The organism is Bacillus sp. CCNWLW194, from assembly GCF_037120585.1.
In the GTDB taxonomy this organism is placed as follows: Bacteria; Bacillota; Bacilli; order Bacillales; family Bacillaceae_G; genus Bacillus_A; species Bacillus_A basilensis.
Genome location: NZ_JBBBBL010000031.1, coordinates 1 through 14,181 on the forward strand (window position 1 = coordinate 1; position 14,181 = coordinate 14,181).

Consider the following 14,181-nt stretch of genomic DNA (forward strand, 5'->3'; position numbering starts at 1 on the left):
TTACAGCGTCTCTTTTTTGATCTAATAGCTCAATCAATTCCACAAAGTATAGATTTAAATATTAAAAAACACTCCTAGCGAGTGTTTTTTAATATTTAGGTCCCATATAATCATAACTTTGATCCAATGCCTTAAATAAGTCAATCGCACTTTTTAATTCTTGTTTGTCAGACTTTAATTCTTCCATCTTTGTACCAATATCTTTCCTGAAGACTTCTAAATCACTAATTGCCTTCTTTCCCACTCCAAGTTGCGACCAACTTGATAGAAGTAAGTTATGAACATTACTTACTACACTTTTGTTATGATTTAAATCTTGAATCATATTCTCAAATTGCTGTAAGGCTTGGTTTAAAGCTTCCTCATTTATATAAATTCGTGGCATAATACTATCCCCTTAATAATTTTCATCTGTCTTTTTATAATCATCAGCTTTCTTCTCAATAAAATCAGAGATTTCCGTTGCTGTACGTATATACCAAAAACTTAAATGTTCTACATGGGCACGTATATCGGTTATCTTGGCTTCTAAACGTTTACTTTCAGCTGTTTCTAATAAAGCCATCATATTTGAAATTAATCTCAGTACCTTATCTTGAAATTCTTGTGCATTTCGCTTCATATCTCTTACAGCTTGTTCTAGGTTCTCTACAACTACACGAATTTCTCCGCTACCTAATAACTTACCGGGTGAATCATATACTCTTTCACCTGTATCTACATTCAAAAGATATGGGCTTGCCAAATTACCATCCTTTCCCATCGGGAAATATTTATCATTTTGATAATGGTATCCAGGTTTATCTTTTATAGAATCTAAAAATCGATTCGCTTCAAACGCTATCCTTAGTTCTAATGGTAATTTAGAACTTGCTTCTTTTGAAGCGGGTGGTGTAACAGCATATGTAGAACCAATATGTCCATCATAAGGACCAAAGGGACCATACCCAATAGTATCTGATCCATGAACAATTGTAACAATCCTACCTGTAAATTCCCCGTTATTAGCTCGTTCCTGTAACTCTGGAGGAAGTAAGTGTTTCGCACTCGGTGCATTCCATGTCAAACACCTTATACTCTCATCAAACGCTGCAACATACTCAGATAAAGCACCGCCTAAAGAATGACCTGTAACATATAATTCTAGATCTTTTTCCTTATAATCTTCTTTGACTTGTTTCATTACTTTTTCAGCCTGTTCAAATTGACTGTGATATTCCCATTGTCCGTTCTCTTCGTTCCAATATCGTCTTGGATCTTCCCCTCTTTCTCCTGCCTTTGGGGCTGGGGCTGGATCATGAACACCGTCTCTCCTAATAAAAAACTTACCATCTGTTAACGCATCCTTCATCCCTTCTCCAGGTTTCAAAGAATCCTTTTCAAAAATTTCACCTCCTTCTGTACCACGGAAAGATACCATTACTTGTGTTTTTCCATCTACTACCCGTTCAAACACTACAGCATCCATTCCTGTTTGTTTATCATGAAAAGTTTTTCCTCTATCCCATAATTGCATAGTTTTTCCTTCAGGGTCTTTAACACTAAAAACTCCTTCTAAGTCTTTATCACTCTTATAAGCAGCTCTGGCCATTTGATAATAACTCGAATCTAAAACTTCATCATTTTTGCTCAAAACATTTCCCCTCCCAGAAGATTTAATATATTCTAAATATAGGATACCATTAATGGAGGGAATTGAATTGAAAAAAATCTTTTCCAGTTTGAGTATTATTTTTATATTAATCATTTTAGGAGGGTGTAACATGAATGATGATAAGAAACAAGAAGAACAAAAAATAGTAAAAAAAGCCGAAGAAGTAACTATTAAATATTTCAAAGAAAAAGAGAATTTAGAAGTAGTCATTACAGGACATAAATTTGCCCCAAGTGATTTTCAAACCGTTTTTATAAACGGTCATATAAAAGATGATGAGAGTAAAACCTTTTCTGCAGATGTAGAATATAGTGGAGAAAAATATCATATAAGTTCCATGTCTCATTCTAAAAATTTAGAGCTTAAAAACTAACACTGTAGGCACTCATAACAGTATAGCCATCAACTTAAGAAAATGAATTAAATAACGAAATTAGGACACCTTTTCATGCAGTACTGTATGAAAGGGTGTTTTAATTTATGGCTATAAACAGTGACACACCAGTCGAGGAATTTGCGTATTAAACATGTATGATTCAACGAAAATTTCAGGCACAGAATCTTGTATCATTCTGTGTATTTGTAGGATAAACAATCAGTTCTGAGTCTTCAGTTAATCTTTGCACAAAATTAAATGAAGCCACCGGTACTTGCATTTCAGCCGAGGCACTCAATAAACATTGGCACGAGAAAACCGCATGCTTTTAATTTGTCACTCAACAAAATTAGAAAATAATTACAATAAACCAATTGTATTTTTCCTCCGAAAAATTGCACATTTTTAAAATTGACATAACACTTCATACACCTTATACTGTTAACGACAGTATACTGTCATTAACAGTATATATTCTAATTCATTCTAGGAGGTATATCCATGAAACATACAGGAAGACATACGGGCGCATTTCTTTTGTTATTTCTAGCTGAAGGAGATAACTATGGCGGGCAATTATTGCAAAAGTGCGAGGAAGAACTTCCCGTCAATCCAATCGATAGCGCCATTTTATATCGTACGCTAAAGAAATTAGAAAACGAATGTGCAATTGAATCTTACGTAAGCACAGATCATCAAGACAAACCGAGAAAGATGTACAAAATCACGCCTGCTGGAAAGGAACAACTGGCAGATTTTCAAATGGATATTGAAGAAAAAATGAAGAACTTATCCTTCTTCTTAGACAAATATAAAGACTTAAAGGAATCCGATCATGATTAACGGCGTGATCCTTTACACTTTAGCCATTATCCTTACGGGGCTTTCTTTTATGAAAGATCGTACGAAAACGAAAGATGCTCTAATGAAGTCGTGGAAAATGTTTCGCAACCTTCTCCCTGCGATGCTCTCCATCCTGCTTTTCGTCGGCTTATCGCTTTCTATATTAACGCCGTCTTTCATCTCTTCTATTATTGGGGAGCAATCTGGATTCATCGGTATTATTTATTCAGCAATACTTGGCTCCGTTGCACTTATTCCAAGCTTCGTCGTATTCCCACTTGGTAATACGTTGGTACAACACGGTGCAGGCCTTCCTCAAGTTGCGGCACTTATGTCTACACTCATGTCAGTAGGAATTACAACCTTGCCCATGGAACAAAAGATATTCGGACGAAGCTTTGCTTACGCACGTAATGCATCTGCATTACTCATGTCACTCCTATTCTCCTATATTATTTGGGTGGTGATGGTATGAAAGAACTAAAAAGATATCGCTTCTTTTTCATTTTATTACTGGGACTCTTTGTATTGACTTTTATAAATCAATCTTTAGGATGGACTGCATTACAGCTAACAAGGAATAGCATTTTAGATATGTTGTTTCTCCTCCCTCCTGTCCTAATATTTGTAGGATTACTTGATCAATGGGTGAAAAAAGAAACGCTCATGAAATATATGGGCGAAAAATCAGGCATCTATGGTATCTTGTTTTCTCTATTATTAGGAGGCATTGCAGCTGGTCCCCTCTACGTCGCCTTTCCAATCGCAGCACTACTCTTAAAAAAAGGTGCCAGCATTCGGTACATCGTATTTTTCTTAGGCGTTTGGACAACTGCGAAATTGCCAATTCTCGTGTATGAATTTTCTTCATTTGGAGTTACTTTTACACTCATTCATATTTGCTTCGGTCTAGTATTCTTCTATATTATGGGGCTTATTTTTGAGAGATTTTATGATCAAGAGCAGTTGCTTCGGTATGATGTTACGGAGGAAATGTAGGATTAACAAACATTGCATAACAGACGCTGAAAATCGAACTGTCATTGAAGCATCTTTAATTTCTACTAGCTAAAAAGAGGTGTCACCTTATAACTATGTGACACCTCTTTTTTATTTTAGAAACATTACCATAATCTTAATTCGATACAGTATAATAAATGTATAATAAAAAATTCCATATTTTGTATTTACTATTTTTTGGAGGTGATTATCTTGAGTAAAAACGTGAATTTACTTCTTCAAATAGTAATTGGAATTATCATTATGATCGCACCTATTCTCATTACAGGGACTATGTATGATGTCACTAAAACGATGGGTGACTTATTAGTTGCAGAATTTATTATAAGAACACTTTCCCTCATTATTGGACTTTTAGTTATTAGTAAGGCTTTGCATCGTTATTCTCAATAGTTCTTCTTACTAAAAAACAGACAATACATACACCACATTTCCCTCAGCTGTTTGAACTATTATTACGAAAGAAATATAAAAAGACATCTTTAATCGTAAAGATGTCTTTTTATATAGACCTTAATTTTCGTTCTGTAAAATCCCCTTTACTTCTACTCCCTTTTTCTCTTCTTTTAAGAACAACGATACAATAAAAGCAATGATGATAAAGATTAATCCAAGTGCAAATGCACCTTGGAACCCTGACGTTAAACCGTTTAACTTCTCTACTGGGTCCATTGGATTTGCGGAGCTTTCCATATACTGAGTTGTTCCTGAAGACATTTTTGAAATAAAGATAGCCGTACCAATTGCGCCAGCTACTTGCTGTAACGTATTAAACAACGCTGTTCCGTGCGGATATAGATCTGGTGTTAATTGATTTAAGCCGTATGTTTGTGCTGTCATGACAAACATGAGTCCAACCATTAATACGCTATGCATAACAATAATTTGTACCATTGATGTATCAGGAGTAATGCTTTTAAATAAGAACATTGCAATCCCCACTAAAACAATACCAGGAACGATAATAACTTTCGGACTAAATTTATCAAATAGTTTACCTGCGATTGGTCCCATTATGGCGCTAATAATACTTCCTGGAAGCATGATAATTCCTGATTTAAAAGCTGTAACGAGTAAAACTGTTTGCAGGAACATCGGTAATAAAGTCATCGTTGAAAATAACGACATCATCACAATGACAATTAATCCAACTGATAATGTAAACATCGGAACTTTAAATGCGCGTAATTCTAAAATTGGATTATCGATTTTTAATTGTCGCACGATAAAAATACATAATGAGATAAGCCCAACAATTAAAGCACCATACACTTTTGGATCAGACCACCCTAAATCACCTGATGCACTAAAGCTATACACAAGCCCGCCAAATCCTAACGTTGATAAAAGGATAGATGGATAATCTACTTTTGGCCTTGTTAACTCTGAAACATTTTGAATGTATTTCATCCCAATCATAATTGAAATGATCACGATAGGAATAACAATGTAGAATAACCAGCGCCAATTGAGTGAATCGGCGATTACTCCAGATAATGTAGGACCAATTGCCGGAGCAGACATCATCACAAGTGCGATTAATCCCATTGTGGCACCACGTTTTTCAGGCGGACAGATGATTAAAATCGTATTCATTAATAACGGTGAAATTAAGCCCGTCGCTACAGCTTGGACGATACGGCCGACTAATAAAACGGAAAATGTCGGTGCGAATCCCGCAATTAATGTACCAACTAAAAATGTTACCATTGCGATCAAAAACATTTGTCTCGTTGTGAGCCATTGCTGAAGTAACGCTGTAATTGGGACTAAAACCCCAACTACCAACATGTAAGCTGTAGAAAGCCATTGAATCGTTGAAGCTGTTACGCCAAATTCTTTCATTAATACCGTTAACGCATTACCAAGTAACGTTTCGTTTAATAATGCAACCATTGCCCCTAAAAGTAATGCAATTAAAATGGGGGTATGTTTCATATTAGAAGTATCAACTTTGCCACTTGCAGGGCTCTTAGTTGTCATATTCATTTACAGATTCTCCTCCTGTTTCTTAATTAAAAAGCTTTATATAAACCCAAACACATGTAATATAATATACATATGTAGATTAAAAAGGGAGAATCAATTTTCCGCCATTGTATACTTAATCTACAAAAAAGGAGAATTGTAGATGAACGATAGTGAAAAACAGCTTGATTTACGTATTAGACGTACACATAAATTACTATGGGATTCCTTATTTGAATTAATGACGCAATCAAAACAGAAATATAGTACTATCACGATCAATCAAATATGTGACCGTGCGATGGTACACAGAACAACCTTTTATAAACACTTTGAAGATAAAGATGCTTTATTAGCATTTGGATTTAAACGATATGGCAAGATGATTGCTGAAATACCGGTTTCAGATCGATTAAGTAAACCATTTCAAGTAATGGAACAATTCCTACATCATGAAGAAATCGGTAAAATATTAGAGACGCAAATGTCTGATGAACAATTTATTAGCCGGACACAGTATTTAAGTCACGAAACGAGAAAACAAGAAATAGAAGCGCTAAATCAACTATGTAAAAATCATACGATGTCAAATGATTTAATCATTGAATTTTATTCAGGGGCAATCACCTCATTAAGCGCATGGTGGTTTAAAAATGAAAGAAAAGTTTCTGCTGCTGAAATGGATAGGTATCTCCACCAACTTATTAATCGGGATATTTTTCAGTTTGAAAAAGAGTAGGACTACAGATAGGAACATGATATGTTTTCAGTAGAATACGATATAAATGTGGCAGCGAATAAATGGCATATAATAAAAAGAAGAGATGCGCTAACATCTCTTCCCTAACTGTGCTACCGTATAGGGTGGTGGTCATTATATGTTATTTGTTTTTACGAACCCCATCCTTCTGCTTCCTACGGCGCGGAGTGGGTTTTTAGTTGTCCTTATCTAGAAGTTGCTTCCGCAAAAAATACGTTGAAAATTTCTAGCACTACGGACTCATGGCCAAGCATATTTTGCAAAGCAATACACTACACCTACAGGCCTTATTTTTTCATTAGAACCTGTCTTTTCTGCAGGCTTTGCTTTTGTTTTCACAGGTGAAACACTTAACGGGAAAGGGTATTTAGACGCTACGCTTATACTGTTGAGTATGTTAATTGCTGAGGTGGATTTTAAGAGTTTGTTGAGGCCTAGTTAAAAGAAGAATATAGAGTAAACATTTCACTATGATCAATAAACATACCCTAGAAAATATGAGTCTGTATTATTTTCATTCTCTTCACGTAAATTTTCTTATTTAATGAGACTTTTTTAGATGCTATCTTCGAATAAGATAGCATCTAAAAAATGTTAAAAGGAATTTCCCCCTAGTGTCTTCTTATATTTTATGTAATCTGCATATTTGACCTTTTCTACGTTCTTTGATTACTTACTGAATATAGTCATACAAATTTTTTGCTAACAATAAACAAGTTACTGTAATGAAAAGGGCGCGAACATACCCGCTGCCTTTTTTTATAGCAAATTTGGATCCGACGATTCCCCCAGCAATTTGAGCAATCCCCATTATGAAGCCATACGCATAGTTTACTTGCCCTACATACATAAACATGAACAATGCACCAACGTTACTTCCTAAATTAAGAAACTTCGCAGTACCTGCTGCTTTTAAAAAATCATACCCAATAAATAAAAGAGAAAACATTAAAAATGAACCTGTACCAGGACCTAGAAATCCATCATAAAAACCAATAACAAAAATAAAAAAGGTGAAAATAATGACGTGTCGACCAGACAATTTTTTATGAGTGGAAATACTTCCCCAATCCTTCTTGAATATCGTATAAATAGCGACCACACCAAGCATGATCAGCATTAATGGCTTCAGTACTTCTGGGTTCATTAAATGAACGGTCCATGCCCCTATTATGGAACCTATGAAAGTGATTGGAAATAATTTAAACGCCGATTTCAAATCAAGATTACCAGAACGATAAAACACAATATTACTAGTTGCACTTCCCATTGTCGATGCTAGTTTATTCGTGGCTACTGCACTTGCTGGATTCAATCCTGTAAATAATAAGGCTGGTAAGGCAATGAGTCCTCCACCACCTACAACTGAATCAATAAATGCAGCTACAAACCCAAAGATAATCAAAATAATTAAGACAGATGGGTCTAAATAAAAATCCATATTAGTAGCCTCCCCTTTAGTCACTATTGTAATAGTAACTACCAATTTGCTAAATGTAAAGAGTTATTGTAACGTTAAAATATAAAAGCAAACATCGGAGGACGAAAAAAGTGGACTACATAGTGCAACAGCTTAAAAAAATTGGTTTTAATGAATATGAAGCTAAATCTTATGTATCTCTTGTTAAACAGGGGCCTGTCACAGCCTACCAAGTGAGTAAAGATTCAGGTGTCCCAAGAGCGCGAATTTATGAGATTTTGGGTAACCTTGTAGAAAAAGGCATTGTCATGAAGGAAGAAATAAATGACACCACTCGCTATTCACCTCTACCTGTTGAAATCTTTTTACAGAAGGCTCAATCAGAATGGCAGTCTACTTATGAAGGAATTAGTGATTCATTAAAAAAACTAGAAACTTCCGAGGAAAAAACGGATAATCGAGTGATTACTTTAAAAGACAATCAAACAATCATTAGCTATTGTCAGACATTAATAAAAAAAGCAGAACAACGTATTGTCATTTCGATGTGGGATGAAATGTATGAAGCGTTAAAAGAGGATCTAGCTGAGGTAGCTGATAAGGTTACAATACAAGGTATTACCCTGCATGTTGAAAATCCCATTAAAAATCTAGAAGCCCACCGTATAACAGCTTATACAGAAACCCTCTCTACAGAACATTGGTTTATTTTATCGATAGATTCTAAAGAAATGATTTATGGACCATCACTTGAAGAGCGCAATGTTGCTTTTTATACAGATGACCCCGTTCATATATACCTATTAGAGGATTATGTATGGCATGATGTTTTAGTAAATCGACTTGTCCGACGTAGCCAAGATGACTTGGAGCAATGGATTACTAAAGAGAGAAAATCCTTCTTTATGGGAAAATAAGAAACATATTGAAAGAATCAAAAAATAAAGCATAAGTGGATAAAATGGAACACTTATGCTTTATTTTATTTGCAAAGTGATACTCCAATCTTTTCACTATTTCCCCTCCACAAACCGCCCATACTCCTTCAAAAACCTCAGATTAAAACTCCCCACTGGCCCATTCCGATGCTTCGCCACATGAATCTCCGTCATCTCTTTCTGCTTCGTTTCCTTATCGTAATAATCTTCGCGATACATAAGCATAATGACATCCGCATCTTGCTCAATTTGTCCTGTCTCTCTTAGGTCAGATAAAAGAGGGCGCTTATCTTGTCGTGACTCTACAGAACGAGACAATTGCGATAATGCTACTACACAAACATTTAATTCACGTGCCAATAACTTAAGCTTACGCGAAATCTCACTAATCTCTTGAAATCGATTACCCTTATGCTTTGAATCGCCCATAATAAGCTGCAAGTAATCTACAATAATTAAAATCTTTTTATCACCATGCTTCCTCTTTAACTTACGAGTTTGCATCCAAATATCTTGCACAGTAATGCCTGCATTGTCGTAAATCTCAAGTGGCAACTCACCAATCTCCGCAAACGCCTTACTCACTCTTTCCCAGTCTTCCATCGTAAAACGGTGCTTCGGATTTTTCAGTCTGCCCCCTGACACTTCACCTACACAAGACGCCATCCGTTTTAACAATTGCTTACTACTCATCTCTAACGAAAACAATCCAACCGCCGCTCCAGACTTTGCCGCATGCAGTCCAACATTTAGCGCAAACGCAGTCTTCCCCATAGAAGGACGCGCACCAAGAACGACAAAATCACCTTCCTGCAATCCACACGTCATTTTATTTAGCGATGTATAACCAGTCTCAATACCAGTAATCTCTTTCACATCTTGATGAAGCTCCTCATACAAATCAACTAACGCATCCTTCAAATCAAATTCACATACAGAGTCTTTCTCCTCTAACTCACAAAGTGCCGTAATCGTCTCACCGATAACTTTCTCACTCTTCTCCGCAATAAGGCGCTCTCCCATCTTGTGCCCGAGAACACCCGCCTGATACATTTTCCAGGCACCTCGAACAAGCCCCTCATAATACGAGAAGTTGCTAGTTGTAGGCACACCATCCATTAACCCTATAAAATACTCCATTCCCCCGATCCCCTCTAAAAACTTCGGATCTACCCTAGAAATGAATGTCACAAGATCAATCGGTTGCCCCTCGCCTTCCATTTTTCGCATTAACTGAAATATAGACTTATGTACTGGCATAGAAAAATACTGCTCCGTCAAACGGCACTCCTTAATAAGCTCTCCATCAATTAATAGAGAACCTAACACCGTCTTCTCCGCCTCCACATTTTGAATACTCATGGCCGCCACCCGCGTTCCGCTAAAAAGCGCTGCAACTCTTCCTCAGATGGCGCATTCTTCTCCCACTCCTCACACCTCGCCAAAAACTCCTCCGTCTCCCCCGTACTAACAGACGACTCCTTCTTCCGAAACTTAGCCGTATCCGCCTCAACCTCACACACTTTCGTAAACCCTTTCCCGTGCCACCCACGCAAAATCCCCTTCACATAAGCAATTGTCCGCTTATTGTTCTCATACGCAATTTGAAGAGCCTTTAGCACAAGCTCCTCTGACAAATCTTCCATCCATGCACTCAGTTCCTCTACCGCAAACGGAGACAAACTACCAAAATGTTGCTCATAAAAAGAAAACACGCGACTTCCCGTTTCTTCCTCTACAACCTCTTCTTCCTCTGTCTCCTCGCAAACTGGCTCAACATCATCCATAGCCAAATCACTTGGCATACCGAAATGTGCTAAAAGCATCGGAACATTCAGCTCCTCCTCTACGCACTTCTGAAGAAACATATGTACAAACTCCTTATTCTTCACACCCTTAAGCTCACGAAGCACACACTTCTCCACATTCGTATTCGTCACAGGATTATAACGAAGCCAATTCAAAACGAATAACTCCCGCGTATCCGCATCATAAAGAATCTTCCCATAATCAACAAAGCGCTGCACAAGCTTATCAACAGTCTCCCGATTATAACCCGTCTCCATCTCAGCTAACCGCTTCGGAAAAGGAAAAATCCCACACTGCGTCGTCTTCGAACAAGTCAACAAATACACATAAAAATACCGCTCCTCCGGCGTCAAATCCAAAACAAAATCATCCTGCCAAAAATTCACCTGCACATTACGATACACCGCCATCCCAATTCCTCCCGTCCTAATTCAAAAATGAAAATTTCCTCTTTGTACTATATATAGGAAGGAGGGCTGGGGTTTTGGCGTGTTATTTCAAAATTTTTTTCGACTCCTACTACGGTGTTTGTTGGTGTTTTTGTTTTGTTATGTTTTTTCTTAGTGATTTATTACTTGGTAGGGGCTTGTAAGGGGCTTAGGAGGGGTTAGTTATCGGTTACTTCGATTAGAAATACACGATCTGAAAAGCCACCTCGTTCTTCTGCTTTCTTTTTTCGGATGTTGTTGATTTCTTCTAGTGTTGTGCCTTCGTGTTCGGCTAGGGCGTTTATTAGTTCTAGTAGGTCGGATAGTTCTTCGAGTTTATCGGGTTTTGTTTTTGCTTCGATGTATTCCATTAGTTCTTCTTGTGTTTTCTTGCAGATTTCTTTTATGTATTCGTCTTGGGATAGGATTCTTGTTGTGGGTGTTTTTCCGTTGGATTTTATTATTTGTGGGATTTTGTTTCGGATTAGTTTGTTGTGGGTTGGCATGGGATTTTCCTCCGTTTGGTTTTTCTTCTATTATAATGGAAAAGCAGTTTAACTAGTTGTTAAACTGCTTCATTGTTTCTTATTAATTAATATCAATCTTTTCTACTAACATTGCTGGGATACTAATTTCGCCACCCATAGTAGATTTATAAGTAAAGATACCTGCTGATTTTCCCTTAACAGTAACATTGTCTTTTTCTAACACTCTTGAATTTAAAATATCGCTTTTATAAGCAACATATAATACTTTATCGTAATCCCCATTAACGGCTACTCTTAATTGCGTCTCACCTTGCCCTTCCATTACTTGAAGAACTTTTCCTGTAAATTTAGCTTTCTTTCCTTTAAAATCATCCGGTGTTCTAGCTAATTGATCATATGTAATTCCTGTTTCATATCCAATTCGCTCTTCTTCCTCTTTCGCCGCTTTCTCCGCTGCTGCTTTCTCTGCCGCTACTTGTTCTGCTGCCGCTTTCTCTGCTGCTGCCTTCTCCGCTGCTGCCTTCTCTGCCGCTGCTTTCTCTGCCGCTGCTTGTTCTGCTGCTGCTTTTTCCTCTGCTGTTAACTCTTTCTTCTGCTCAGCTTTAGCTGGCTTAGCCTCAGTTTTTGCTTCTTCTGTCTTTTTCGTATCCTCAGAAGTTACACCAAATAAAATAAACATTGCTATTACGCCTATTCCATAGAACTTTAATACACTTTTTCTATTTCTTTTTTCTTCTGATCCCCATCTAACTACTAATTGAGGTTTAATAATCCCAATAATTAATGCTATTAAGCATACAAAAAATAATAATGCAAATAAAGTATTCAAATCGCTTAGCCCTCTCATTTCTCAATTTAATTACAATTAATTTCATACAAACTATATATTCCCATGTTTTAATATTTTTTTCAACATTAAATTATTTAATTGATTTGTCAGATAATATAATTTGAAATTCATCAAATGAACTACCTGTAAAAATACTTATAAAGGAAATAAACAGAAGAATTTATATTACGATGATACTCAATGAAAAAAGAATAAAGCATGCTATCGGAAATAGTTTTTAGTCTTAATAAAATAGAAAGACAGCTTCCCTATTTTATTACTAATGGGGAAACTGTCTACTTACAGGCTATATTTTATTCATTGCTTCTTTTATATACTGTTCTTCCTCACTCATAAAAGGAACGGGAAATTCGTCCAATGGGATTTTTGATTATATCCTCTATATCACTTTGAGGCGTATCAAGATAATTCGTTACCTCTTCGATTAAGTTGAAAAACTCCTCCAAGGTAACTTGAACGTCATGATGACTAGGATCCTTCTCTTCTTCCTTATACTTTTTCAACGTCCCTATCACATTCATAAAACGCTGATCAAACTTTTCTTTTAGTTCCTTATTATTATAAAACGCTCGAACACTATCCGTTGAAAAGTGTTCCTCTAACCATTCCTTATTTTCTTTCTCCCATATAAAAGTTTGCAGAAAAGATGAAAACAAAGCAACATCTACTCGTTCTTCCTTTTGAAACTTCTTCGTCATCTCATCCATATGCGAAAGTACCTTCGTAATTCTTTCATCCTCTGCCAGAAGCACTTCTCTTTGAAAATGCATTTTTCTTAAAAAATCTTCAGCCTCTATATCACGCTGCAATATAATATTTTGAATCTCCCCAAGCGAAAAACCAAGATGCTTAAACGATTGAATTTGCTGTAACACATACAAATCATCTTTCGTATATAACCGATGCCCGCCTTCAGTATAATCACTCGGCTTTAATAAATTAATTTTGTCATAATAACGAAGCGTCCGCACCGTAACATCCCCAACACCTGCAAACTCACTAATCATCCACGCCATATCATCACCTACTCCGATAACTTCTCTTTCACATACTGAAGCATATGAGAAAAACTCATCTCATTCTGCCAACAATATTGAAACAAACCTACAACAAGCAATCCAAAAGGAACACTCCCTCTATAACGATGTTCATACTCACTAATACCATCATAAAAGTGCTCATACTTTCGTCTTCGTAAAACGATATAAATCGCAATAAACAACACAGCAATCATAACCCAAAGTCGCTTTCCCCTTATTTCCACTTCTTGTTTCATCACCTATTCTCCTTCCACTACATACTTATCTTCTTTAAATAACGGAATTCGAATGAAATAACGATATGGCTCATCTCTTATTACTTTCCACGCAACAATGATCACTTGGACAACCTCAAAGACAAATACGATCCAAAACAAAACATCACTAATACGCGAACTAATATTAAATAGAAGAAAAATTAACAAATGAAAATTGAACGCCTTTCGGCAATGATATTTGTACACCTCATTTTTACGTGCCAGCGTGATGTACATGAGTAGTGGTAAAAAGATTCCTATTACGGCTGAGAGTAGTAGCATGATGATGGTGTTTCTTTTTTCTTTTGTGGTGGTTTTCATGAGTGGTTT

Annotated in this window: 17 protein-coding genes and 2 pseudogenes; 8 read left to right on the plus strand and 11 right to left on the minus strand. The window is 36.5% G+C overall.

What is annotated here, in order from left to right; all coding sequences use genetic code 11:
• Window positions 1–88 precede the first annotated feature (88 nt).
• Together V7S50_RS32765 and V7S50_RS32770 are read right to left on the minus strand one after the other, a co-directional pair.
• Window positions 89–385 (minus strand): hypothetical protein, encoded by a 297-nt coding sequence (locus tag V7S50_RS32765; RefSeq protein WP_242256640.1) that lies wholly within the window; start codon window positions 383–385, stop codon window positions 89–91.
• Window positions 386–397: 12 nt separating this feature from the next.
• Window positions 398–1,633, minus strand: coding sequence for a lipase family protein (locus V7S50_RS32770; protein WP_242256642.1), 1,236 nt, complete (start codon window positions 1,631–1,633; stop codon window positions 398–400).
• Between the two features lie 130 nt (window positions 1,634–1,763).
• Between V7S50_RS32770 and V7S50_RS32775 the strand changes: the two genes are divergently transcribed.
• The 5 genes from V7S50_RS32775 (at window position 1,764) to V7S50_RS32795 (ending at window position 4,286) form a co-directional block, all read left to right on the plus strand.
• Window positions 1,764–2,027, plus strand: a complete 264-nt coding sequence (locus V7S50_RS32775) for a hypothetical protein (RefSeq protein WP_000997171.1) — start codon at window positions 1,764–1,766, stop codon at window positions 2,025–2,027.
• A gap of 504 nt (window positions 2,028–2,531) precedes the next feature.
• Complete coding sequence (locus V7S50_RS32780; protein WP_242256644.1) at window positions 2,532–2,873, plus strand: PadR family transcriptional regulator; 342 nt, start codon at window positions 2,532–2,534, stop codon at window positions 2,871–2,873.
• The gene (locus V7S50_RS32785; RefSeq protein WP_242256646.1) at window positions 2,866–3,348 is read left to right on the plus strand and encodes a hypothetical protein; all 483 of its coding nucleotides are present in this window, start codon (window positions 2,866–2,868) and stop codon (window positions 3,346–3,348) included. Before V7S50_RS32780 ends, V7S50_RS32785 begins: the two co-directional genes overlap by 8 nt.
• Entirely contained in the window at window positions 3,345–3,872 is a 528-nt protein-coding gene (locus V7S50_RS32790; RefSeq protein ID WP_242256648.1) for a permease, read from the plus strand. The genes V7S50_RS32785 and V7S50_RS32790 overlap by 4 nt, the downstream gene beginning before the upstream one ends.
• A gap of 213 nt (window positions 3,873–4,085) precedes the next feature.
• Window positions 4,086–4,286: a hypothetical protein gene (locus V7S50_RS32795; RefSeq protein ID WP_242256693.1), complete on the plus strand. Its 201-nt coding sequence runs from the start codon at window positions 4,086–4,088 to the stop codon at window positions 4,284–4,286.
• A 120-nt stretch (window positions 4,287–4,406) separates the two neighbouring features.
• On the opposite strand, the gene V7S50_RS32800 is transcribed toward V7S50_RS32795, so the two are convergent.
• The gene (locus V7S50_RS32800) at window positions 4,407–5,882 is read right to left on the minus strand and encodes an MDR family MFS transporter (RefSeq protein ID WP_242256650.1); all 1,476 of its coding nucleotides are present in this window, start codon (window positions 5,880–5,882) and stop codon (window positions 4,407–4,409) included.
• 142 nt (window positions 5,883–6,024) lie between these two features.
• On the opposite strand from V7S50_RS32800, the gene V7S50_RS32805 reads away from it, so the two are divergent.
• Both V7S50_RS32805 and V7S50_RS32810 read left to right on the plus strand, forming a co-directional pair.
• Window positions 6,025–6,600: a TetR/AcrR family transcriptional regulator gene (locus V7S50_RS32805; protein WP_242256654.1), complete on the plus strand. Its 576-nt coding sequence runs from the start codon at window positions 6,025–6,027 to the stop codon at window positions 6,598–6,600.
• Window positions 6,601–6,880: 280 nt separating this feature from the next.
• Window positions 6,881–7,063 (plus strand): annotated as a pseudogene (locus V7S50_RS32810) (EamA/RhaT family transporter); the annotation flags it as partial.
• Window positions 7,064–7,294: 231 nt separating this feature from the next.
• Here the strand turns inward: V7S50_RS32810 and V7S50_RS32815 are convergent.
• On the minus strand, window positions 7,295–8,062 hold the full coding sequence (locus V7S50_RS32815; RefSeq protein ID WP_242256656.1) for a TSUP family transporter: 768 nt from the start codon (window positions 8,060–8,062) through the stop codon (window positions 7,295–7,297).
• 110 nt (window positions 8,063–8,172) lie between these two features.
• Between V7S50_RS32815 and V7S50_RS32820 the strand changes: the two genes are divergently transcribed.
• A complete protein-coding gene (locus tag V7S50_RS32820; RefSeq protein ID WP_242256658.1) occupies window positions 8,173–8,958 on the plus strand; it encodes a TrmB family transcriptional regulator in 786 nt (261 codons plus the stop codon).
• Window positions 8,959–9,054: 96 nt separating this feature from the next.
• Here V7S50_RS32820 and dnaB read toward each other — a convergent pair whose 3' ends face one another.
• The 7 genes and pseudogenes from dnaB to V7S50_RS32855 form a co-directional block, all read right to left on the minus strand.
• Window positions 9,055–10,341, minus strand: a complete 1,287-nt coding sequence (gene dnaB / locus V7S50_RS32825; protein ID WP_242256660.1) for a replicative DNA helicase — start codon at window positions 10,339–10,341, stop codon at window positions 9,055–9,057.
• Entirely contained in the window at window positions 10,338–11,198 is an 861-nt protein-coding gene (locus V7S50_RS32830; RefSeq protein ID WP_242256661.1) for a DnaD domain-containing protein, read from the minus strand. The genes dnaB and V7S50_RS32830 overlap by 4 nt, the downstream gene beginning before the upstream one ends.
• Before the next feature lie 197 nt (window positions 11,199–11,395).
• Entirely contained in the window at window positions 11,396–11,722 is a 327-nt protein-coding gene (locus V7S50_RS32835; protein ID WP_242256662.1) for a nucleoside triphosphate pyrophosphohydrolase, read from the minus strand.
• Between the two features lie 82 nt (window positions 11,723–11,804).
• Complete coding sequence (locus V7S50_RS32840) at window positions 11,805–12,533, minus strand: hypothetical protein (RefSeq protein ID WP_242256664.1); 729 nt, start codon at window positions 12,531–12,533, stop codon at window positions 11,805–11,807.
• Between the two features lie 307 nt (window positions 12,534–12,840).
• A pseudogene (locus V7S50_RS32845) lies at window positions 12,841–13,570 on the minus strand (MerR family transcriptional regulator).
• Window positions 13,571–13,578: 8 nt separating this feature from the next.
• Entirely contained in the window at window positions 13,579–13,830 is a 252-nt protein-coding gene (locus V7S50_RS32850) for a hypothetical protein (protein ID WP_242256666.1), read from the minus strand.
• A 3-nt stretch (window positions 13,831–13,833) separates the two neighbouring features.
• Complete coding sequence (locus V7S50_RS32855) at window positions 13,834–14,172, minus strand: DUF4870 domain-containing protein (protein WP_242256668.1); 339 nt, start codon at window positions 14,170–14,172, stop codon at window positions 13,834–13,836.
• Between the last annotated feature and the right edge of the window lie 9 nt (window positions 14,173–14,181).

Coding starts and splice junctions, on each gene's coding strand:
- V7S50_RS32765 (WP_242256640.1), bottom strand. CDS start 385: ATGCCACGAATTTATATAAATGAGGAAGCTTTAAACCAAGCCTTACAG.
- V7S50_RS32775 (WP_000997171.1), top strand. CDS start 1,764: ATGAATGATGATAAGAAACAAGAAGAACAAAAAATAGTAAAAAAAGCC.
- V7S50_RS32780 (WP_242256644.1), top strand. CDS start 2,532: ATGAAACATACAGGAAGACATACGGGCGCATTTCTTTTGTTATTTCTA.
- V7S50_RS32785 (WP_242256646.1), top strand. CDS start 2,866: ATGATTAACGGCGTGATCCTTTACACTTTAGCCATTATCCTTACGGGG.
- V7S50_RS32790 (WP_242256648.1), top strand. CDS start 3,345: ATGAAAGAACTAAAAAGATATCGCTTCTTTTTCATTTTATTACTGGGA.
- V7S50_RS32800 (WP_242256650.1), bottom strand. CDS start 5,882: ATGAATATGACAACTAAGAGCCCTGCAAGTGGCAAAGTTGATACTTCT.
- V7S50_RS32805 (WP_242256654.1), top strand. CDS start 6,025: ATGAACGATAGTGAAAAACAGCTTGATTTACGTATTAGACGTACACAT.
- V7S50_RS32815 (WP_242256656.1), bottom strand. CDS start 8,062: ATGGATTTTTATTTAGACCCATCTGTCTTAATTATTTTGATTATCTTT.
- dnaB (WP_242256660.1), bottom strand. CDS start 10,341: ATGAGTATTCAAAATGTGGAGGCGGAGAAGACGGTGTTAGGTTCTCTA.
- V7S50_RS32830 (WP_242256661.1), bottom strand. CDS start 11,198: ATGGCGGTGTATCGTAATGTGCAGGTGAATTTTTGGCAGGATGATTTT.
- V7S50_RS32835 (WP_242256662.1), bottom strand. CDS start 11,722: ATGCCAACCCACAACAAACTAATCCGAAACAAAATCCCACAAATAATA.
- V7S50_RS32850 (WP_242256666.1), bottom strand. CDS start 13,830: ATGAAACAAGAAGTGGAAATAAGGGGAAAGCGACTTTGGGTTATGATT.
- V7S50_RS32855 (WP_242256668.1), bottom strand. CDS start 14,172: ATGAAAACCACCACAAAAGAAAAAAGAAACACCATCATCATGCTACTA.